The following is a 20,991-nucleotide window of genomic DNA, read 5'->3' on the forward strand; positions in this document are numbered from 1 at the left end:
GGCGCCGGGTTCGCTTGCGCGCGGCCGTGTGCTCTGCGGCGCCGCGCTGGCGATGGCAGCGATTGCCGTGGTGCTGTGGAACGACGTGCTCGGCTGGGCCGGTGCGGCCATCGGCGTGGTGCTGGTGGTGGCGGGCGGACTCTCGCTGTGGCCGCTGGCGGGCGCGTGGGTGCAGCAACGCCGCCATGCTGCGGAGGCACGGCCATGAACGGCATGGGCACCAAATGGCTGGCGGGCACGGTACTCGGCCTGCCCCTGTCGATTGCACTGTGCACGCTGGCGATCCTGTGGCTACCCGGCGGCTGGGAAAGCGGCCTCATCGGCGCGCTGCTCGTCTGCCTACCGCTGTGGGCGGTGTTGATCAGCGTGAGCGTGCTGTTTTCGACCAGCGCCCGCGCATGGGCTGCGTTCGGCACCGCCAATCTCCTGTCCTTTGGCGTGCTGTGGCTGCCGCGCCTGCTGCATACCTGACCATGAAATCCGCCACCCTTCGTCTGTATCAGACGCTGCATACCTGGGTCGGCCTGATGGCCGGCTGGGCACTGTTCATCGCCTTCTTTGCCGGCGCGCTCACGGTCTTTCATGAAGAGCTGCATGCGTGGCAAAACCCATTGCGTGCCGAACACGCTGCCATTGCCACAACACCGGCGGATGTCGACCACTTCGTGAACACACTGGTGCGCACGCACCCGGCTGCGGCCGCCAGCGCGTACGTCATCCTCCCCAATGAGGGCGAGCCCGACTTCTCGGCCTATTGGCAGAACAGCAAGGGCGATTGGCTGACGACCACCGGCAGCAAGCTCGCCGCCGGCAAGACCACACCGAAAGACCTGTCGCTCGAACCCTCCAAGGGGGAACTGGCCAACTTCCTGAACCGGCTGCACTACTCGCTGGGGCTGGAAGACATGGGCATGTACTTCATGGGGGTGATCTCGGTGCTGTACGGCGTGGCGCTCATCTCAGGGGTACTGCTGCACCTGCCGCGCCTGAAGAAAGACCTGCTGGCCGTGCGCCCCGGGCGCAACCTCAAGCGTTTCTGGATGGACGTGCACAACGTGCTCGGCCTGTTCAGCCTGCCGTTCCACCTGATCTTTGCGATGACCGCGCCGGTGCTGTGCCTGAGCGTGGTGCTGATGACGGTATTCAACAGCGTGGCGCTCAACGGCAAGCTGTTTGATGCCGTGCCGCGGGTCACCACTGCGGCTGGCACGGTGGTCGCCGCCAACCACTCGGCATCAATGCTGCCGGCGGAAGCACTGCTCGCCCGCGCACGTGAAACGGCCGGAACCAGCTTCACCGTCAAGTCGATCCACTACCAGCACATCGGCGATGCCAACGCCGTGGCGGAAGTACGCGGCAGCAGCACACGTGCGGTGGGTGACTACGGCTCTGTCGCCATCCATGCCGCCGCCGGCCAGCCCAACAGCGGCAAGCTCGTCGGCAATCAAACGCCCGATGCACGCGACACCAACCACGGCATCTTCAGCCTCGTCTATGGCCTGCACTTCGGCACCTATGGCGACATCGTCCTGCGCCTGGCGTACCTGGTGATGGGCATTGCCGGCGCATTCGTCTTTTATTCGGGCAACCTGCTGTGGATCGAATCGCGCCGCAAGCAGCGCAACATCGACCAGCCACGCGTGCACCAGCTGCTGGCGCGTGCCACGGTGGGCGTATGCATTGGCTGCTGCGTGGGTGTGATGGCGATGTTCCCGGCGGCGCTGCTGTGGCCGGAGCGCTCAACGGGCGTGACGTACTACACCGTGTTCGTTGCGGCGATTGCGTGGGCGCTGGCACGACCACCCGCGCGCGGTGCGGTGGAACTGCTGAGCGCCGCAGCCATTGCGGCGGTGCTGGTGCCCATCACCAATGCCGCCGTGACGGGCGACCACCTGCTGCGCACGATCGCGCGCGGCGAGTGGAACGTAGCTGGCTTTGACCTGGGCGCGCTGGTGCTTGCATGCGGCTTTGTCGCCCTTGCACGTGCCACGCTGCGCCGGGCGCGCCAGGGTACGCCTGATTCTGTCTGGGCGATGCCGGCACGCAAGGTAGACGCCAGAAACACGCCTGCCGCACGCGCCGGCAACGGCCTGCATCCGAGCGTGGCCAAAGAGCCCTAACGCCAGGCTCACCTCAAAAAAACAAAACCACCCGCACGTTCCCGCGCCTGCCGTTCAACGGCATGCGTGGGCACGTGCACGCCTTTTTCAATGACATCGCTGTTCAGGGGAGCACCACATGCCAGCCGCCATTTCACGTCGATCCACCTTTCGCTGCCGCACGCGGGCGGCACGCCCACGCGTCACGCCACTGGCGCGGCAACTCGCGTGGATGCTCGCGGCCATGGGCGCGGGTGCACCCGCCTGGGCCCAGGAGACCTCGGCCCAAGTCGACCTGCCCGCTACACAGGTCTCCGCCGGCAACGCGGCTGCGTACGGTGCCAAGCAAGCCAGCACCGGTGCCCTGGGTGACAAGCCTCTGCTCGACACGCCGTTCTCCATCAACGTCGTTACGCAGGAGCTGATTCAGAACCGCCAGGCGCAGACGATTGGCGAGGTGTTCAAGGGCGATCCGTCCGTGACCGCCAACAACGACGGCTACATTGGCGAGGCATCGAACATCACCATCCGCGGTCTGCAGCTCGACTTGCTGGAGGGCTACAAGATCGACGGCATGGCTGTGCCCAACTGGGGCAGCGATGTACCGCTGGAGCACTTCGAGCGCGTGGAGCTGCTCAAGGGCCTGTCGGGTTTCATGTACGGCTTCGGCACACCAGGCGGCATTGCCAACTTCGTCACCAAGCGCCCGACCAACACCTTTGGTGGCAGCGCCACGTTCGGCTATACCAGCGGCGGCACGCTCAAGGAGTCGATCGACCTGGGCGGGCGCTTCGGCCCCACCAAGGCACTGGGCGCACGGCTTGGCGTAGTGCATGAAGAAGGCGATACCTTTGTCGACGGCGGTCATATCAAGCGCGATTCCGCATCACTCGCGCTCGATGCGCGCATCACGCCCGATCTGCAATGGTCGTTCGATGGCCTGTACATGCAGCGCAACGTGCAGGGCGCGTATTACGGCATCATCCCGGGACAGGACTTTGGCGTGCCGGTAAGCGAGCTCGTGCGCACGCCGCGCGCCATCGACGGAAGCCAGCGCGTGGCCTCGCGCGGCTCGTACTACGAGACCGAGATCAAGACCGTTGGCACCGAGCTGAACTGGGCAGCCGCGCCCGACTGGAACGTGCGCGCGTCATACCGCTACACGCAGCAGAACCGCGGCAACGCCGACAGCGCCATCCAACTGACCGATAACGCCGGCACCTTCAGCGAGCTGCAATACAGCTCGTACCAGCGCTATGCATACAGCCAAGCACAGGTGATGGCCAACGGCCGCGTACGCACGGGTGCAATCGAGCATGAACTGGTGTTCGGCACATCGTGGCAAAGCCTGACGCAAGCCAACACCGGCTTCGCCTCCACCTTCCTCGGCACGGGCAACTTGTACAACCCGTCGGCGTTTGTGTCGTCCGGTGCGCAGTTGATGCAGGTGCCGTCATCGGAGGGCATGTACCGCACATCGAAGATCGATCAGACCTCGGTCTTCGCCAGCGATACGGTCAAGTTCAACGAACAGTGGTCGGTGTTGGGCGGCCTGCGCTACACGCGCTTCAACCAGACCGGCTACGCCCCGAACGGCGACGTATCTGCCAAGTACGACCGCGAGCCGATCACGCCCACGCTGGCGCTGATGTTCAAACCCATGCAGCCGGTGACGCTGTATGCGAGCTATGTCGAATCGCTCGAAGCCGGCGCCAGCGCACCCATCACGGCGCTCAACACAGGCACCGTGTTCGGCCCCCTCAAGAGCAAGCAGGTTGAGGTGGGTGCCAAGGCGGAGGTGCATGACTGGACCTTGGGTGCGGCGCTGTTCCAAGTGCAGCGCGGCCTTGCCTATCTGCGCCCGGACAACGTGTACACGCAAGACGGCATGACGCGCTACCGCGGCCTGGAGCTGAGCGCACGCGGCAAGATCGCGCGGGACTGGACAGTGCTTGGCGGGCTGCTGCTCATGAACTCCGAGAACACTGAGTCCGATGCGTCCGTGCTTGGCAAGCGCGCCTACGGATCGCCGCGGTACAAGGCGACGGCGTATGTGGAATACGCGGTGCCGACCATGCCCGGGCTGGTGCTGTCGGCCGGTGGCCAGTACATCGGCAACGCGGCGCTGGAGGCCAACAACAGCAATATCGTGCCGGGGTACCACACGTTTGATGTGGGTGCGCGCTACAGCACCAAAGTGGGCGGCAAGCCCGTCACGCTCCGCTTCAACATCGACAACCTGACCAACGAGAAATACTGGCTGCCGAGCTGGGGGTTCATCCTCGCGCAAGGGGCGCCACGGACCATCCGGGCCAGTGCAACGGTTTATTTCTGATTCGACATCAAGGTGACGGACGAAACCAGCACCAAAGCGGAGAAGGCGCAGTACATCGCCGAGGCGCGAGGCTTTTGCAGCACGGCTCGGCAATCTGCACGAGGCGTCCTATATCTATGTACAGGACGTCCGCGCTGCGGTTTATGACTATCGCGGCAAAACGCAGGAGTACCGCTTCCAGCACGCGTGATAGGCGCAATGTGCTGGCTGCGCCCCTCTGCTCACAGAACAATCGGTGTGATCATGAACCGCATGAGTGCTTTTTTTGCGGCCAGTTGGCTGGCCGCCGCATTGCTGTATTTCGGCCAACACTCGCTGCCGCTTACGGCACTGGCGGGCATCGTATTGCTGGCCGGCTTCGATCTGCTGCGTCCGTGAAGGGTGCAAGCGTGCGTCTACGCCGGGCCGCCTCGCTGCTGCGCCCGGTAACGCAGTGGGCTACTGCCGTAGCCCACTGCAAACGCACGGCTTAGCGCACTGACGCTGCCAAAGCCGCATTCATCCGCAATGTGTTCCAGCGGTTGCCTGCCGGTGCGCAACAGGAACGCCACCAACTCCAGCCTTAACGCCGCCACGTAGCGCCGCAGGTTGCTGCCGGTGGCGGCGGCAAAACGGCGTGTCAGCGTCCGCTCACTCATCGCCGCCTGGGCGGCCAGTTCCGCCAGTGGGGGTGGTGCTGCCAACTCCCGCTCCACAATCTCTTGAATAGCCAGCACGGCCGCATCGCCATGGCGCTTGAACTGCGCCGTCCACACGGCCATGTGCTCGTATGACGGCAGCGACTGTGTGAGCGCCGTGCGCAGCATGCGCCGCGATGCACCCGCGCCTCGGCAGTGGTCGATCACATAGGCACAGGCATCCACAGCCGGGTTGATACCGCTCACCGTGATAAGGCGGCCATCCACTACCAGCGGCTTGTCCGGCGTGTAATGCACCTCTGGAAAGTAGCGCGCGAACCACGTGCGCTCGCTCGCCAGCCCCGTCGCGCGGCGCCCGTCGAGCAAGCCTGCCTTGGCGAACAACGGCGCAGCGTTCAGGCCCACCACCAGCGCGCCGGCGTCGTACTGCGCGCGCAGCCAATCGGCAAACAACGGCTCCTCACCCTCCAACGTCGGTCCGGGCGCGAACTGGCCAGGCACGATCACTACGTCGTGCAGGCCGGCCGTGCGCAACGCGCCACTCGCCGGCACCGCCATGTCGGCAAAGCTGATGGCCGGTTGTCCATCGGCCGACAGCAGATCGATCTCGAACAGGCGACTGCCCTTCACGTCCACGCTGCGCGCCTGCATAGTGCCGGCCACCAGCAGCATCTCCTGCGTGAGAAACACATAGCCCGCGAACAGGCGCGGCGGCAACAGGATGGCGATGCGGGCGCGCTCTGGGCGCTCCAGTCGCCGGAGGCGTTTGGAGGTGGTTTTCGGCTGGCGCTTCATATCAATAACGTGGCTATCCAGATCAACCGAAATTGTGCGGGTCTTGCTGAAATACGGCAACCATCTGCCCCACCTCCGGAGCCGTCATGATTGCCCGCACGCTGTTCGATGCCGAACACGACACCTTTCGCGAATCCGTCCGCCGCTTCATCGAGGCAGAAGTCCTGCCCCACCACGAGCGCTGGGAAGAGCAAGGCTACGTCGATCGCGCCATCTGGGAACAGGCCGCTGCCGCCGGCTACCACTGCGCCAGCATGCCCGAGGCCTACGGCGGCGCCGGGGCCGACATCCGCTACAGCACGGTGCTGATGGAGGAGATCGCCCGCGCAGGCGCCACGGGCCTGGGCTTTGGCTTGCACTCGGAAATCGTCGCACCCTACGTGCTGCACTACGGCAGCGAGTCGCTCAAGCAGCACTATCTGCCCAAGCTGGCGAGTGCGGAGATGATCGGCGCGATTGCCATGACCGAGCCTGGCGCCGGTTCCGACTTGCAGGGCGTGCGCACCACCGCGACACGCAGCAGCGATGGTGATCACTACGTGCTCAACGGCTCGAAGATCTTCATCACCAACGGCTGGCATGCCGACATGGTGATCGTCGTGGCGCGCACCACGCCCGAAGGCGGCGCCAAGGGTACGAGCCTGTTCGTGGTGGATACGTCCATGGCCGGCTTCAGCAAGGGCAAGCGCCTGAAGAAGGTCGGCATGAAGGCGCAGGACACCGCCGAGCTGTTCTTCGACAACGTGCGCGTGCCCGCCGCCAACCTGCTGGGCGAGGAACATCGCGGCTTTGCGTACCTGATGCAGGAGCTGCCGTGGGAGCGCCTGCAGATCGCCATCGGCGCGATCGCGTCCGCAGAGGGCGCACTCGACTGGACGCTGCGCTACGTGCGCGAGCGCCAGGCCTTCGGCAAATCCATCCTCGATTTCCAGACCGCACGCCACGCGCTGGCCGAGCTGAAGACCGAGGTGCAGATCGGCCGCGTGTTTGTGGACCAATGCATTGCGTTGAAGCTGGCCGGCAAGCTCGATGCCGCCACCGCATCGATGGCCAAGTACTGGACCACCGACCTGCAGTTCAAGGTGATGGACCGCTGCGTGCAGCTGCACGGTGGTTACGGCTACATGTGGGAATACCCCATCGCACGTGCGTGGGCCGATTCGCGCGTGCAGCAGATCTACGGCGGCACCAACGAGATCATGAAAGAGCTGATCGCCCGCACCCTTTGACGACTACGACACCAAGGATCGAACGCAATGGAAGCCTATATCTACGACGCCGTACGCACGCCACGCGGCAAGGGGAAAAAGGATGGCAGCCTGCATGGCGTGACGCCGCTGCGCCTGGCCGCGACCGCGCTGCGCGCCATCCGTGACCGCAATCAGCTCGACACCTCGCTGGTGGACGACGTGGTGCTTGGCTGTGTGGAACCCGTGGGCGAACAAGGCGCCTGCATCGGCCGCGTGGCGGTGCTCGCCGCCGGTTATGCCGAGACGACGGCCGGCGTGCAGATCAACCGCTTCTGCGCTTCCGGCCTGGAGGCCTGCAACATGGCCGCCGCACAGGTGATGGCCGGGCAGAGCGACTTCGCCATCGGCGGCGGTGTGGAGAGCATGTCGCGCGTGCCGATGGGCGCGAGCGGCGGTGCATGGCCGGTCGACCCGGCAGCGGCCATCCCGCTGTACTTCGTGCCGCAGGGCGTGTCGGCCGACACCATCGCCACCCAGTCTGGCTACAGCCGCCGCGATGTCGATGCCTACGCCGCCGAGAGCCACCGTCGCGCGCACGCTGCTGCCACGGCAGGCCGGTTCACCGGCGCCATCGTGCCGGTGCGCGACCAGAACGGCCTGACCATCCTCGAACGCGACGAGATGATTCGCCCGCAGACCACCGTGGACACACTCGCGCAACTCAAACCGTCATTTGCCGAACTCGGCGAGCAATACGGCTTCGATGCTGTGATCCGCCAGCGCTATCCGGAGCTGGAACGCATTAATCACGTGCACCACGCCGGCAACAGTTCGGGCATCGTCGATGGCGCGGCAGCCGTGTTGATCGGCAGCCGCGAAGCCGGCCAGCGTGCGGGCCTCAAGCCGCGCGCACGCATCCGCAGCTTTGCCAGCATCGGCTCCGAGCCGTCGATCATGCTGACGGGCCCCTCCTACGCCGCCGAGAAAGCGCTCAAGCGCGCAGGCATGTCTGCGTCGGACATCGACCTGTATGAACTGAACGAAGCGTTCGCCTCCGTGGTGCTGCGCTTCATGGAGGTCATGGCCGTGCCGCACGAGCGCATCAACGTCAACGGCGGCGCCATCGCGATGGGCCATCCGCTGGGCGCCACGGGCGCCATGATCCTCGGCACGCTGCTCGACGAGCTGGAACGCCGCGGCGCCAGCACGGGCCTGGCCACGCTGTGCGTGGGTGCGGGCATGGGCACCGCCACCATCATCGAACGCATCTGAACGGGAGCCGACATGATCGACATCACCATCGACGCCGACGGCATCGCCACGCTCTCGTGGAATCAGCCGGGCCGCACACAGAACGTACTCAACGGCGAGACCTGCGCCGCCTTCTTCGCCGCTATCGACCAGGTGATTACGGATGCCAACGTCAAGGGCATCCTCATCACCTCCGCCAAGCCGGACTTCATTGCCGGCGGCGATCTCGAATGGCTGCAGGCCAGCGACGACGCAGCCACCCTGTTCGATCGCACGTGCGAACTGCACCGCGCGCTGCGCAAGCTGGAAACCTGCGGCAAACCCGTGGCGGCGGCGCTGCCTGGCTCTACGCTGGGCGGTGGGCTGGAGATTGCACTCGCCTGCCACTACCGCGTGGCCGCAGATAACGCGCGCGCACGCTTCGGTCTGCCGGAAGTCACGCTGGGTCTGCTACCAGGAGGCGGTGGTACGCAACGCTTGCCGCGCCTGATTGGCGTGCAGAAAGCGCTACCGATGCTGCTTGAAGGCAAACGCATCAAGGCTGCTGATGCGCTCAAGCTCGGCATCATCGATGCGGTGGTCAATGCCGGTGAGGAAGCCGGCGCCGCACGCGCGTGGCTGCTTGGCGAAGGTCAGACCCATACGCAGCAACCGTGGGACATCAAAGGCTACAAGGTGCCCGGTGGCGGCATTTCCAGCCCCGCCGTGCAGCAGATCTTTACGGCGGCCAACGCCATGCTGCGGCAGAAGACCTACGGCAACTATCCGGCGGCGGCCAGCATCCTGTCGTGCGTGTACGAAGGGCTCATCACCGATCTGGATACTGGCCTGAAGACCGAGGCACGCCACTTCGTGCAGGCCGTGCTGTCGCCCGAGGCCCGCGCGATGATCCGTACCCTTTTCTTCAGCCTGAACGCTGCCAACAAACTGGCCGCACGCCCCGCCGATGTGCCGGTGCGCCGCTACGCGAAGGTGGGCGTGCTGGGCGCTGGCATGATGGGTGCCGGCATTGCGTACGTCACGGCCAAGGCGGGTCTGCCGGTCGTGCTGCTCGACAGCACGCAGGAAGCCGCCGAACGCGGCAAGGACTACTCGCGCAAGCTGGTCGAGAAACAGGTACAGCGCGGCCGTCTGCACGCCGAACAGGCTGAGGCACTGCTCGCGCGCATCAAGCCAACTACGCGCTATGCCGACCTGGACGGCGCCGAACTCGTCATCGAAGCCGTGTTCGAGCAGCGCGACGTCAAGGCCGATGTCACGCGCCAGGCCGAGGCCGTGCTGTCACCGGATGCCATTTTTGCGTCCAACACATCTACGCTGCCGATTACGGGGCTGGCAGAAGCCAGCAGCCGGCCAGGCAACTTCATCGGCCTGCACTTCTTCTCGCCGGTCGACAAGATGCCGCTGGTGGAAGTCATCGTCGCGCGACAGACCACGCAGGCCACACTGGCGCAGGCGCTCGACTACGTGCGCACCATCGGCATGACGCCCATCGTCGTCAACGACAGCCGTGGCTTCTATACAAGTCGAGTGTTCTCGACTTACGTGCTGGAGGGGCTAGCCATGCTGGCTGAGGGCGTGGCCCCCGCGCTGATCGAAAACGCCGGGCTGCAGGCCGGCATGCCGGTCGGGCCGCTCGCGCTCATCGACGAAGTGTCGAGCGAGCTGATCCACAAGGTCAATCAGCAGACCCGCGCGGACCTGGGCGTCGCGTACATTGAGCGCCCCGGCGAAGCCGTGGCCGAGCGCATGGTGGCGCTGGGCCGCATCGGCCGCAAGGCGGGCCAGGGCTTCTACGACTATCCCGAAGGCGGCAAGAAGGCGCTGTGGCCGGGGCTGGCGACGGCGTACCCAAAGGCCGCTACGCAGCCTGATGTGCAGACGCTCATCGACCGTATGATCGCTGTGCAAGCCGTGGAAACCGCGCGCTGCCTGGACGAAGGCGTCGTAACCAACGCGCGCGATGCTGATGTGGGTGCACTGCTCGGCTGGGGCTTCCCGGCATTCCGGGGCGGGCCGGTATCGCACATCCACCGCGTGGGCGTGGGCGCCTTCGTTGCGCTGTGCGACCGGTTGGCCGCCGAACATGGCCGCCGCTTCACACCACCCGCGCTGTTGCGGGACATGGCAACGCAGCAGGCTGCGTTCTACGAACGCTGATCGACCACAACGGGAGCCGCGCGATGTCCGTCCTGCACGTAATCGACAAGGCCGAGCTGAAGGCACTGACCACCCCATCAGACTGGCGCGCATGGTGGGTGACGGCGGTCAACTTTGCATTGATTGCCGCAGCATTTGCGCTACCCGCCGTGTGGCCGCATCCGGCTGCATGGGGTGTGGCGTCCATCGTGCTGGCGGGGCGCGCGCTGGGGCTGGGCATCCTCACGCATGACACGGCACATCTGGCGTTCTTTCGCTCGCGGCGCATGAACGAATGGGCGGGGACGTGGCTGTTCGGCGGTCTGCCCAACGTGCCGTACCAGGCGTATCGCAAGGGCCATCTGGAACACCATCGCACCGCAGGCACCGCCAAAGACCCCGACCTTGCCTTCGTGCACGGCTACCCGGCCAAGCGGGCAAGCCTCGCGCGCAAACTCCTGCGGGACGTGTCGGGCATCAACGGTGTGAAGAACCTCGTCTATCAGGTGCAGACCTTCCACTGGAAGACCACCGCGCCTTTCCTCGTGGCGCATGGCGTGCTGTTCGGCACGCTGTGGGCGCTGGGTGTGCCGCAGGTCTATGCCTGCTGGTGGATCGGCATGGTGTTCGTGTTTCCGCTGCTGGTGCGCGTGCGGGTGATGAGCGAGCACGGCGGCGTGCCAGACCACCTCTCACGCGACCCGCGCGAGAACACCGGCACCACGCTGGCCGGGCCGCTCGGTCGGCTGCTCATCGGGCCGAACCGGGTGAACTTTCACGTTGAACACCACCTGGCCGCGAGCGTGCCGTCCTACCGGCTGCCCGCCCTGCACCGGCTGCTGACACAGCGCGGCTATTACGTACACGCCCGCTGCATCGCCCCATCGTACTGGGCGGTGATCCGCAGATGCACGGCCCCCCGTACCTCAGACAGGGTAGACACCGCACTCGCCACCGACCTCCCCCGCGTGCGAGCGCGCGGCATGCTCGACAACATGCGCTGAACCGGTCAACGCAGAACGTTGTGCCCACACACCAGCCAGCAAGGCGGGTATGCACAGGCAAACGATTGCGCTTTTTCAGCCTCCCCCCCCCCCGCCGTTTGGCTTAAGACACATGTGATCTGCTCCGATATAGAGTGAGGTGCATGGAGTTGCCGAGACCCCGGGCCACAGGAAAGGCGTCCCCAGAGACGACTGGCCCCGGAGACACATGGATGAGCACACCCTGGAGTGGGGATGGCCGCGGCGCAATCGAAGGCTTCAGATGGCACAACGTCAGAGCGGCGATGGCTGCCAAGGGGAACACTTAGGCTGCGCGGGCTGCTGTCGCCGCTCAACGTTGGCGCAGTGGCGTGCCTGGTCTTCATCTGGTGGTTCACCCTCCACCAGCTCACGAAAGAGCACGACCGGCTGATCCGCGACGCCGAAGCACGTACCGAGGTTGAAGCGCAGGCCTTTGGCGAGTACTCGCTGGGCAGTACGCGGCGCGTGTCGGAGTTCCTGCTCGACCTGCGCGCCAGCTGGCTGGCCGGACGCGAGGTATTCGAACAGGTCATCCGCGAACGGCAGGAAGTCGTGCGCGACCTGACCTTCCAGGTGTCCGTCATCGATGAGAACGGGATGCTGCTCTACTCCAGCATCGGCCCCGTTACTGAGCGCGTTGACCTCAGCCAGCGCGAGCACTTTCGCGTGCACAAGGAAGCGGGCGGGCACGATGCCCTGTTCATCAGCGACCCGGTCCAGGGCAAGGTCTCGAAAAAATGGTCGATCCAGTTCACGCGCCCCATCCTCAAGGCTGGGCGCTTTGCGGGCGTGGTGGTGGTGTCGGTCAGCCCGGAGCAGTTTGCCGGCTTTGCGAACACGCTCACCGTGGGCAAGAACGGCGTGGCCACCATCATCAAGGATTCGGGCCTGATCATCGCCCGCGTGCCCGACCCCGCCGTCGGCATGGAGAAACCACCGCGCAAGCGCCAGTTCAACGAACCGGGCGCGCCGGAAACGGGTAGCTACCGCGTGGTCTCTGGCACCGACGGCGTCGAGCGCATCATCGGTTATCACCACGTGCCCGAGATCGGGCTCTACTTTCTGGTTGGCGAGTCGGTGGCATCGGTGCTGGAGCCGTTCGAGACGTACCGGCACACCGCCGTGGTGGGGGGCATCGCCTCCACATTGCTGATTGCGCTGCTGTATCTCACACTGCGCCGGCAGATGGCGGAACGCAAGCGACACCTGGAAGAGATGCGCATGGCCTCGCTCGTCTATGCGTCGAGCAGCGAAGCGATGATGGTGACGACGCTCGACGGCGAGGTGGTGGACGTCAACCCGGCCTTTACCATCACCACTGGCTACGGCGCGCAAGAATTCAAGGGCCAGCCCAGCGACGCCATCCGCTCTGAATGCAATGAGCGCGCCGTGGTCGACGCCATGCGGACGGCCGTTGCCGACAAGGGCACGTGGAGTGGCGAATACCTAATCCGCCGCAAGGATGGCAGCGAATTCCCCGCCTTGCTGACCATCGACACGTTTGCCGGCAGCGCGCTGGGTGAACCGCGCCGCGTTGCGCTCATCCACGACATGACCGAGAAGAAGCGTGCGGAAGAGGTCATCTGGCGGCAGGCCAACTTCGACACGCTCACCGATCTGCCCAACCGGCACCTGTTCTATGAACGCCTGCGCCAGGAGATTGCGCGAGCCCGTCAGGCGCACACGCAAGTCGCGCTGCTGTTCATCGATCTGGACCGCTTCAAGGAGGTGAATGACACGCTCGGCCACGACCAGGGCGACATCCTGCTCAAGGAGATCGCACGCCGCATCTCCGCCATCGTGCGCGGCACCGATACGGTCGCGCGGCTGGGCGGTGACGAGTTCACCATCATCCTGCCGGACCTGTCCGACGCGGGTGCTGCCGCGCCCATCATCCGCAGTCTGCTGGCACGGATAGCGACTCCGCTGCAGCTTGGTCAGGAAAGCGTGGAAGTGTCGGCCAGCATTGGGCTGGCGCTCTATCCGCGCGATGCGGACAGCGCGGAATCGTTGCTGGTGCGGGCCGATCAAGCGATGTTCGCGGCCAAGAGCGCGGGGCGCAATCAATGGGCCGTTTTCACCCCGGCGTTGCAGCGCGCAGAACAGGAACGATTGCGCATCACGAGCGACCTGCGCGTGGCGCTACAGCAGAACCAGCTCGCGGTGCACTATCAGCCCATCGTCGATATGCATACCGGCAAGGTACGCAAGGCGGAGGCGCTGATCCGCTGGACACACCCCGCGCGCGGCGAGATCGATCCGGCGGATTTCATTCCGGTGGCAGAAGACTCCGGCCTGATTGTCGAGATCGGCAAATGGGTGCTGAACGAAGCGCTGGACCAACTCATGCACTGGCACGCCACGCTGGATGACACGCTGCAGGTCTCCGTCAACAAATCGCCGGTGGAGTTTCGTGCCAACGCCACAGGAGATACGTCCTGGCCCAAGGTGGTGATGCGCAGAGGCATTCCACCGCACAGCCTGGTTGTCGAGATCACGGAGGGCTCATTGATGGCCGACAACGCCGATGTGGTCGAGCACCTCAATGACTTCCATCGCGCCGGCATCGACATTGCGCTCGACGACTTCGGCACCGGGTACTCGTCGCTGTCCTACCTCAAGCGCTTCGATATCGACTGCATCAAGATCGACCAGTCATTCGTGCGCAGCCTGGCGGACAATCCAAAAGACATCGCACTGTGCAGCGCCATCGTGAGCATGGCGCATGCGCTGCGCATCAAGGTCATTGCCGAGGGCATCGAGACCGAGGAGCAGCGGGCCATCCTGGTTGCCGCCGGATGCGACTACGGGCAGGGCCACCTCTTCTGCCCACCGGTGCCGCCAGCAGCCTTCGAAGCCTTTGTGGTCGAGCGGCAGCTCGCCGAAACCTAGACGCCGCGGCCAGCGCCCACACTGGCACCCACCACCGCGCGGTTCTTGCCGTCATGCTTGGCCTGATACAGCGCCAGGTCAGCGGCTTCGATCAGCGTGGTGATCGGCACGTCGTGCTCCGGGCTGACCATCGCGCCGCCCACGCTCACGGTCACGTACGCGCCCGTGGACGAATGGACATGCGGCACCTGCAGCGTCTCGATTGCGCTGCGGATTTTTTCAGCCAGGACCCGCAGCCCCTCGGCGCTGGTGCCCGGCAGCACCACGGCAAACTCCTCGCCGCCAAAGCGCGCGGCCAGATCACCGGGGCGGCCCAGACACGCTTCCACCGTGCTGCCGATGCGCTTGAGCACTTCATCACCCGCCACGTGGCCATAGGTGTCGTTGTAGAGCTTGAAGTTGTCGACGTCGATCATCAGGAACGACAGCGTCGTCCCTTCGCGTGCACCGCGCCGCCATTCCGCGCTCAGGTATTCGTCAAGGTAGCGGCGGTTGGCCAAGCCCGTCAGACCGTCGGAGTTGGTCAGGCGGCGCAGTTCCAGGTTGGCTTCCAGCAACTGCTGCTGCGACTGGCGCAGCGCGCGGTACGCCTCATCGCGCTGCAGCAGGTTGACGTACGAGCGCGAGTGGTAACGGATACGCGCAAGCAGCTCGATGCGGTCCGGCAGTTTGACAAGGTAGTCATTCGCGCCCGCAGCAAACGCAGCGCTCTTGATGACCGGTTCTTCCTTGGTAGACAGCACGATGATGGGCACATCGCGCAGCACCGGGTTGGCGCGGTAGTCACGTACCAGCGTCAGGCCATCGGTGCCCGGCATCACCAGGTCTTGCAGGATGACAGTAGGCCGCGTCTGGATGGCGGCGATCATCGCCTCATCCGAGCGGGCGCAGTAGTGGAAGTCGATGCCGTCCTCGCCGGCCAGCGCCTGGCGGACGGCCTCGGCCACAATGGCCTGGTCATCCACCAGCAGCACCATCACCGGTACGTCGGCAGCGGCCGGCGTACGCAGCAGGGTGCGCGCCGCTTCCAGTGCGGCTTCCGCTGCCGGGATGGGCTTGTCGTCCGAGCCATCCGGGCCGCTTGGCCCCTCAGGGCCGCGTGGACTGTCGTGAGGTTGGTTGGTCATGTGATGCTCCCCGGTTTTTGGTTATGTGTTGTCGATCATGGCCCGTGCCGCTTTCATTTGCGCACAAGCACCATGAGTTCATCGGCAATGCGGCCGAGCGGCAGGATGGCGCGCGCTGCGTCCAGCGCCGCCGCTGCCTTGGGCATGCCGTACACCGCGCTGGTCGCCTCGTCCTGTGCGATGGTGTGATAGCCCTTGGCACGCATGGCCTTCAGGCCGATGGCGCCATCGCGCCCCATGCCCGTGAGCAACACGCCAATGGCTATGCCTTGCCAGTGTTCGACCAGGCTGTGAAAGAACACATCCACCGACGGCCGGTACGGCGTGCTGGCAGGCTCGCGTGTGTAGCCGAAGGTGCCGCCCCGCAGCGCGTGCATGTGGTCGTTGGTGGCGGCCAGCAGCACCTCGCCAGCGCGCGGGCGATCCCCCTCTACGGCCACCCGCACGTTCAACGCGGTCTGGCCATCCAGCCATTCGGCCATGCCCGCGGCAAATGCCTGGTCCACATGCTGAACCACGGCAATGCTGGCCGGAAACTCCGCCGGCAGCTTGCCCAGCACAGCCGCCAGCGCGGTCGGGCCGCCCGCAGATGCACCGATCGCCACCAGTGGCGCTGCTCCGCCACGCACGGGTGCAATGGCGTGTGGCTTGGGCATGGTGGGCTTTTCCAGCAGGCGGCCGATCTGGTCGATCTTGGTCAGCAGCGGGTGGTTGCCTTCGGCATCGGTGCCACTGGTCAGCGTGGGTGTATCGACAGCATCGAGCGCCCCCGCGCCCATCGCCTCGTACACGCGCCACGCGTTGGCGCCCACGCTGCTGGTGACCACCAGGATCGCGCACGGATGGCTCGATGCCATGATGCGGCGGGTGGCCTCCACACCGTCAAAGCGCGGCATGATCAGGTCCATCAGCACCACGTCGGGCGGCTGCGCGGCGCAAAAGTCCACCGCTTGCGCGCCATCGGTCGCCACCCACAGCACACGGTGCTCGGGCCTGCGCGCAATCGTACGGCGCATGGCTTCCACCGCCAGCGGCATATCGTTGACGATGCCGATGTTCATGTCCGCGCCTCTCCAATCAGGTCTCGCACTGCGTCGAGCAGTGCTTCATCGTGGAAACTGCCCTTGGCGAGGTAGTAATCGGCACCGGCTTCCAGCCCACGGCGGCGATCCTCCTCCCGATCCTTGTAGGACACGACCATCACCGGCAATGACTTGAGCACGGCATCGCGCTTGATGAGCGTGACCAGCTCGATGCCATCCATGCGCGGCATGTCGATGTCGGTAACGACGAGGTCGAACTGGGCGCCACGCAAGGCATTCCAGCCGTCCATGCCGTCCACGGCCACGGTGACGACGTAGCCGCGCTTCTCCAGCAGCTTGCGCTCCAGCTCGCGCACCGTGAGCGAATCATCCACCACCAGCACATGCTTGCGTTGCTGCACGGCCACGCCCTGCCCGCGCTGCACTTTCTCTAACTGGCCGCCGCGCACAAGCTTGTCGACCGAGCGCAGCAGGTCATCCACATCGACAATCAGCACCGCATCGCCGTTCTCCATCAGCGCCCCGGCGGCGATGTCGCGCACCTTGCCGAGCCGTGTATCCAGCGGTTGCACGACCAGCATGCGCTCGCCCAGGAAACGGTCGACAGCAATGCCATAGGTTTCTGCGCCCTCGCCAATGACGACCACCGGCACGCTGTCGCGCGCCTCACCCTGCGGCTGCGTGCCAAGCAACTGGTGCGCCATCACCAGGCCCACCGGGCGGCCGTCGAAGCGGAAATGCTGCTGCCCTTCGAGCATGTCGATCTCGGTGCGGGCCAGCTCCAGCGTGCGCCGCACATACGCCAGCGGAAACGCATACGCCTCGCCGCCCACGTCCACCAGCAGGCTGCGGATGACTGACAGCGTAAGCGGCAACTGCAGCATGAAGCGCGTGCCGCGGCCAGGCTCGGTCTGGATGCGCACCGTACCGCGCACGGCCTTGACCATCTCGTGCACAGCATCGAGCCCGACCCCACGGCCGGACAAGTCCGTCACCTGCTCGCGCATCGAGAAGCCCGGCAGCAGCAGGAAGTCGAGCAGTTCATGGTCCGACAGGCGGCTGGCGGTATCAGCATCTGACAGGCCGCGCCGCACCACCGCTGCGCGCACGGCTTCCAGGTCGATGCCCGCACCGTCGTCGGCCACGGTAATCAGCAGCTTGCCGGCGCTGTGGCGCGCCTCCAGCGTGATACTGGCCTCGGCGGACTTGCCCTGTGCCTCGCGGGCTTCCGGTGGCTCTACACCATGGTCAATGGCGTTGCGCAGCAGATGACCCAGTGGGGCATCGAGCATGTCGAGAATGTCGCGATCGACCTGGGTGGCTTCGCCCACGATGGCAAAGCGCACGCGCTTGGCCAGCGAACGCGCCAGATCACGCACCACACGCGGATAGGCGTGCGTGGCATCGCCAAAGGGGCGCATGCGGCATTGCAGAGCTTCGTCGTAGAGTTGCTGCGCAAGGTGGGTGCTGCGGCGGTCAAAGCGGTCGAGATCGTCGATGTGCTCACCCAGCGTCTGTTGCATGTGGCCGAGCATCTGGCGCACGTCGTTGAGCGCGGCGTGCATGTCGGCATCAGCATGGGGGTCTAGCCGCTCGACCAGGGTTTCGTAGAGCGTATCGAGTGCCAGCGTGGCTGAGCGGTGGCTGCGCTTGACACGCAGCATCGACTCACCGAACGGCTTGAGCCAGCGGGATTCCACCAGCGATTCACCGGACAGGCTCAGCAGCCGGTCCAGGTTGTCGGCGCGTACGCGCAGCATGCGGTGCGGATCGCGCGCGGTGCCGATCGGGGCGCGATGCGGCACCTCTGCCATGGGCTCGGACTGTGATTCGGTTTGCGGCGCCGGCACAGACAGGGCCTCCACCTCGGCATTCAGCAAGGCCATCGCGGCCTTCAGCGTTGCGTCTTCGGCGGCTTGTTCGGGGTCCGCAAACGTTGTAGCAACAGGCACGGCGGCGACACCGTCGGCGGCAGAGAACGCGGCGAGCACAGCGTCGATCTCCGCGCGCGGCACCTGCCCTGCGGTGGCGGGCTGGCCAACACGCAGCAGCAGATCCGTCCCGCGCAGCAGCACATCGATATGCGCGGCGGTCAGCACCAGTGTGCCGCGCTGCGCAGCCACGAACCATTCCTCCATGCGGTGCGCGACGTCCACGCCATCCTGCAGGCCGACGATGCGCGCGGCGCCCTTGAGCGAGTGCGCCGCACGCATGCAGGCTTCCAGCGCGGCGGCGTCGGTGGGTGTACGCTCCAGCGTCAACAAGCCGGTGGACAGCACGCGCGTCTGCGTTTGCGCCTCTTCGTGGAACAGCGCGAGCAGCGATTGGCGGCCCAGATCGTCATCCACGCTCATCGCAGGCTCCGGGCAATCGAATCAAACAGGCGGTCAGCATCGAGCACGCCGATCATGGTCTCGCGCCAAGCCAGCACGCCCCGTGCGTGCGCCGTGGCGGCGGCGGTCAAGGTGGACGGCACCGGCAGCAAGGCAGACGCCGGAAAGCGCAGCACACCCTCCACCTCATCCACCGGGAAGACAGCCGGCTCATCCTGGTGCGCGGCCACCAGCAGGCGCGCATAGCCATTTCGGCTCCCATGCTTGCCGCTGCCCGAGAGGTCCAGGCCCAGCAGCTCGCCCAGTGACACCGCCACCGTCAACGCGCCGCGAATGTTGACCAGACCCAGCACCACCCGATTGCGCCGATGCGGCAGCGAATGGATGGCGCGCGGCGTGTCGATCTGCCGCAGTGCGGTCGCCGGCAGCGCCAGCCATTCGTCGGCAATGCGGAAGACGAGCACAGCCAGTTCTGCATCGGCGTGGTCGTGCGCACGCAGCGGTGCAGCGCTGCGGTGGGCGCGTGCGGCGGCTTCCAGATCGTCCTGGCTCAGCGCACGGTCGAGCAGCGCGGCAGCACCTTGTTCAAAGACGGGGCAGTTCAGACAGCGCGTGTACGTTGGCAACTGCGGGCAGGACTGATCGCCGCGGGTGCCGATGCGGTTCCAGCAGTCGTCAACGAGCGTGGTCACGCCCGCGTGATCATGGACGGCGTGCGCCATGCGTTCCTCGTGTGTACTCCGGTGTGTCGGATGGTGCGGACGGTGCCCTGCCCTGGCGCGCCAAGGCCCGCTCCGCGCGCAGCATGAGCTGGCGTGCGCCGACCGTGTCACCGGCCACGTCCAGCAACGCGGCCAGGTGGGTCAGGGCTTCGTAGTGCGCCGGTTCCAGGTACAGCGCCTTGCGGTAGAAATCGCCCGCATCGGTGTGGCGGCCGCGTGCATCGGCAATCAGGCCGAGCAGGTAGAACGTATCGGCTTCGGGCGCCCGCAGGTTGGCGATCTCCAGCGCCACGTGCTCGGCCTCGTCAAAGCGGCCGGCGTCGGCCAGTCGGCGTGCTTCCGCCAAGGTGGGCGGCTCGGGCAGCAGGGCGTCCAGAACAGGGATGGCCGGTACGGCCAAGGTCGCGGGCCGTGCCGAAAACGCGGGAGCCGGCTTGGCGGCAGGCACGCGCGCCGCCACCGGGCGCACGGGCACGGTCGGCAGCGTAATGCCGGGCAAACCCACCGGCACCGCAGCGGGCTTCTCGGGTGGAAGCGGCAAGCGGAACGGTAGTGGTGTCCGCGCACTCGTCTCCCCCGCAGGCGTGCGCTGGAAAGCAAACGCCAGCGGAATGCGCGCAGAACTCATCGCATGGCGCATCATCAGGCCGGTCTCCGCCGGGCCGACGAAGATCATGCCGTCGTCCGCCAACTGCGAATCGAGCCGGCGGATGGCTTGGTCCTGCGCATCCCGGTGGAAGTAGATCAGCACGTTGCGGCAGAAGATGAAGTCGTAGCGCGTGTCATCGGCCGGCGCATCAGAAAGATTGGCCTGCGCAAAGCGCACCAGCCCACGCACGGTTTCATTCAACTGCCAGCCGCCTTCCGCCTCGGTGAAGTGCCGCTCGCGGAACGTGAGCGGATGGCCGCGAAAAGCGTTGCGCCCGTAGACCGAGCGCTTGGCCACATCAAGTGCGCGCGCACTGATGTCGATCGCGTCGATGGTAAAGCGCGCGGGGTCGATGCCCGCATCGAGCAGCGCCATCGCGGCCGAATAGGGCTCCTCACCGGTCGAGCATGGCGCGCTCAGGATGCGCAGCACGCGCATCGGCTCACGCACGAGCTTCTCACCAGCCAGACGGGCGAGTGTGACAAAGGCTTCGCGGTCTCGGAAGAACCAGGTTTCAGGCACCACCAGCGCTTCGATCAACGCCTGCCGCTCTTCCGGCGAGGTGTTCAGGCGCAGCCAGTAGGCGTCGAGCGCTGCGGCATCCACCGTGCTTGGCATGCCGCGGGCGGCCAGCATGGCACGCGTGCGGTCCAGCACCACGCGCTCCAGCGTGTTCGTGCCGAGCGATGGCGCGTCAATACCGGTCTCGTGCGAGAGCCAGGCTTCAAATCGAGGGTCAACGGCCACCATAAC

General features: G+C 65.8%; 14 protein-coding genes and 3 pseudogenes. 11 read left to right on the forward strand and 6 right to left on the reverse strand.

Going from position 1 to position 20,991, the window contains the following annotated elements:
* From JHD73_RS15395 to JHD73_RS29530, 6 genes and pseudogenes are all read left to right on the forward strand, one after another.
* Positions 1-208 (forward strand): annotated as a pseudogene (locus JHD73_RS15395) (hypothetical protein); the annotation flags it as partial.
* The gene (locus JHD73_RS15400; RefSeq protein ID WP_199031142.1) at positions 205-471 is read left to right on the forward strand and encodes a hypothetical protein; all 267 of its coding nucleotides are present in this window, start codon (positions 205-207) and stop codon (positions 469-471) included. The pseudogene JHD73_RS15395 and the gene JHD73_RS15400, both read left to right, overlap by 4 nt.
* A gap of 2 nt (positions 472-473) precedes the next feature.
* The gene (locus JHD73_RS15405; protein WP_199031143.1) at positions 474-2,120 is read left to right on the forward strand and encodes a PepSY domain-containing protein; all 1,647 of its coding nucleotides are present in this window, start codon (positions 474-476) and stop codon (positions 2,118-2,120) included.
* Between the two features lie 223 nt (positions 2,121-2,343).
* Positions 2,344-4,371, forward strand: a pseudogene (locus tag JHD73_RS15410) (TonB-dependent siderophore receptor); the annotation flags it as partial.
* 57 nt (positions 4,372-4,428) lie between these two features.
* A pseudogene (locus JHD73_RS29135) lies at positions 4,429-4,624 on the forward strand (4-oxalocrotonate tautomerase); the annotation flags it as partial.
* Between the two features lie 62 nt (positions 4,625-4,686).
* Positions 4,687-4,812 carry a hypothetical protein gene (locus JHD73_RS29530; RefSeq protein WP_269848283.1) on the forward strand — a complete coding sequence of 42 codons (126 nt, stop codon included), beginning with the start codon at positions 4,687-4,689 and terminating at the stop codon, positions 4,810-4,812.
* A gap of 17 nt (positions 4,813-4,829) precedes the next feature.
* On the opposite strand, the gene JHD73_RS15415 is transcribed toward JHD73_RS29530, so the two are convergent.
* The gene (locus JHD73_RS15415) at positions 4,830-5,867 is read right to left on the reverse strand and encodes a GlxA family transcriptional regulator (RefSeq protein ID WP_199031145.1); all 1,038 of its coding nucleotides are present in this window, start codon (positions 5,865-5,867) and stop codon (positions 4,830-4,832) included.
* 86 nt (positions 5,868-5,953) lie between these two features.
* Between JHD73_RS15415 and JHD73_RS15420 the strand changes: the two genes are divergently transcribed.
* The 5 genes from JHD73_RS15420 to JHD73_RS15440 all read left to right on the forward strand — a co-directional run bounded on the left by JHD73_RS15420 (position 5,954) and on the right by JHD73_RS15440 (position 14,364).
* Positions 5,954-7,096 (forward strand): acyl-CoA dehydrogenase family protein, encoded by a 1,143-nt coding sequence (locus JHD73_RS15420; RefSeq protein ID WP_199031146.1) that lies wholly within the window; start codon positions 5,954-5,956, stop codon positions 7,094-7,096.
* A gap of 27 nt (positions 7,097-7,123) precedes the next feature.
* Positions 7,124-8,329, forward strand: a complete 1,206-nt coding sequence (locus JHD73_RS15425; protein WP_199031147.1) for an acetyl-CoA C-acetyltransferase — start codon at positions 7,124-7,126, stop codon at positions 8,327-8,329.
* A 12-nt stretch (positions 8,330-8,341) separates the two neighbouring features.
* Complete coding sequence (locus JHD73_RS15430) at positions 8,342-10,468, forward strand: 3-hydroxyacyl-CoA dehydrogenase NAD-binding domain-containing protein (protein ID WP_199031148.1); 2,127 nt, start codon at positions 8,342-8,344, stop codon at positions 10,466-10,468.
* A 23-nt stretch (positions 10,469-10,491) separates the two neighbouring features.
* On the forward strand, positions 10,492-11,451 hold the full coding sequence (locus JHD73_RS15435) for a fatty acid desaturase family protein (protein WP_199031149.1): 960 nt from the start codon (positions 10,492-10,494) through the stop codon (positions 11,449-11,451).
* 234 nt (positions 11,452-11,685) lie between these two features.
* A complete protein-coding gene (locus tag JHD73_RS15440; RefSeq protein ID WP_199031150.1) occupies positions 11,686-14,364 on the forward strand; it encodes an EAL domain-containing protein in 2,679 nt (892 codons plus the stop codon).
* Here JHD73_RS15440 and JHD73_RS15445 read toward each other — a convergent pair.
* The 5 genes from JHD73_RS15445 to JHD73_RS15465 are packed head-to-tail and all read right to left on the reverse strand — an operon-like array spanning position 14,361 to position 20,988.
* Positions 14,361-15,491: a PleD family two-component system response regulator gene (locus JHD73_RS15445; RefSeq protein WP_269848282.1), complete on the reverse strand. Its 1,131-nt coding sequence runs from the start codon at positions 15,489-15,491 to the stop codon at positions 14,361-14,363. The genes JHD73_RS15440 and JHD73_RS15445 overlap by 4 nt on opposite strands.
* A gap of 53 nt (positions 15,492-15,544) precedes the next feature.
* Positions 15,545-16,552 (reverse strand): chemotaxis response regulator protein-glutamate methylesterase, encoded by a 1,008-nt coding sequence (locus tag JHD73_RS15450; protein WP_199031151.1) that lies wholly within the window; start codon positions 16,550-16,552, stop codon positions 15,545-15,547.
* Complete coding sequence (locus JHD73_RS15455; RefSeq protein ID WP_199031152.1) at positions 16,549-18,888, reverse strand: hybrid sensor histidine kinase/response regulator; 2,340 nt, start codon at positions 18,886-18,888, stop codon at positions 16,549-16,551. Before JHD73_RS15455 ends, JHD73_RS15450 begins: the two co-directional genes overlap by 4 nt.
* A complete protein-coding gene (locus tag JHD73_RS15460; RefSeq protein ID WP_199031153.1) occupies positions 18,885-19,589 on the reverse strand; it encodes a chemotaxis protein CheW in 705 nt (234 codons plus the stop codon). The genes JHD73_RS15455 and JHD73_RS15460 overlap by 4 nt, the downstream gene beginning before the upstream one ends.
* On the reverse strand, positions 19,570-20,988 hold the full coding sequence (locus tag JHD73_RS15465) for a protein-glutamate O-methyltransferase CheR (RefSeq protein WP_199031154.1): 1,419 nt from the start codon (positions 20,986-20,988) through the stop codon (positions 19,570-19,572). The genes JHD73_RS15460 and JHD73_RS15465 overlap by 20 nt, the downstream gene beginning before the upstream one ends.
* Between the last annotated feature and the right edge of the window lie 3 nt (positions 20,989-20,991).

The organism is Ralstonia sp. ASV6 (genome assembly GCF_016429285.1).
GTDB lineage: Bacteria > Pseudomonadota > Gammaproteobacteria > Burkholderiales > Burkholderiaceae > Ralstonia > Ralstonia flaminis.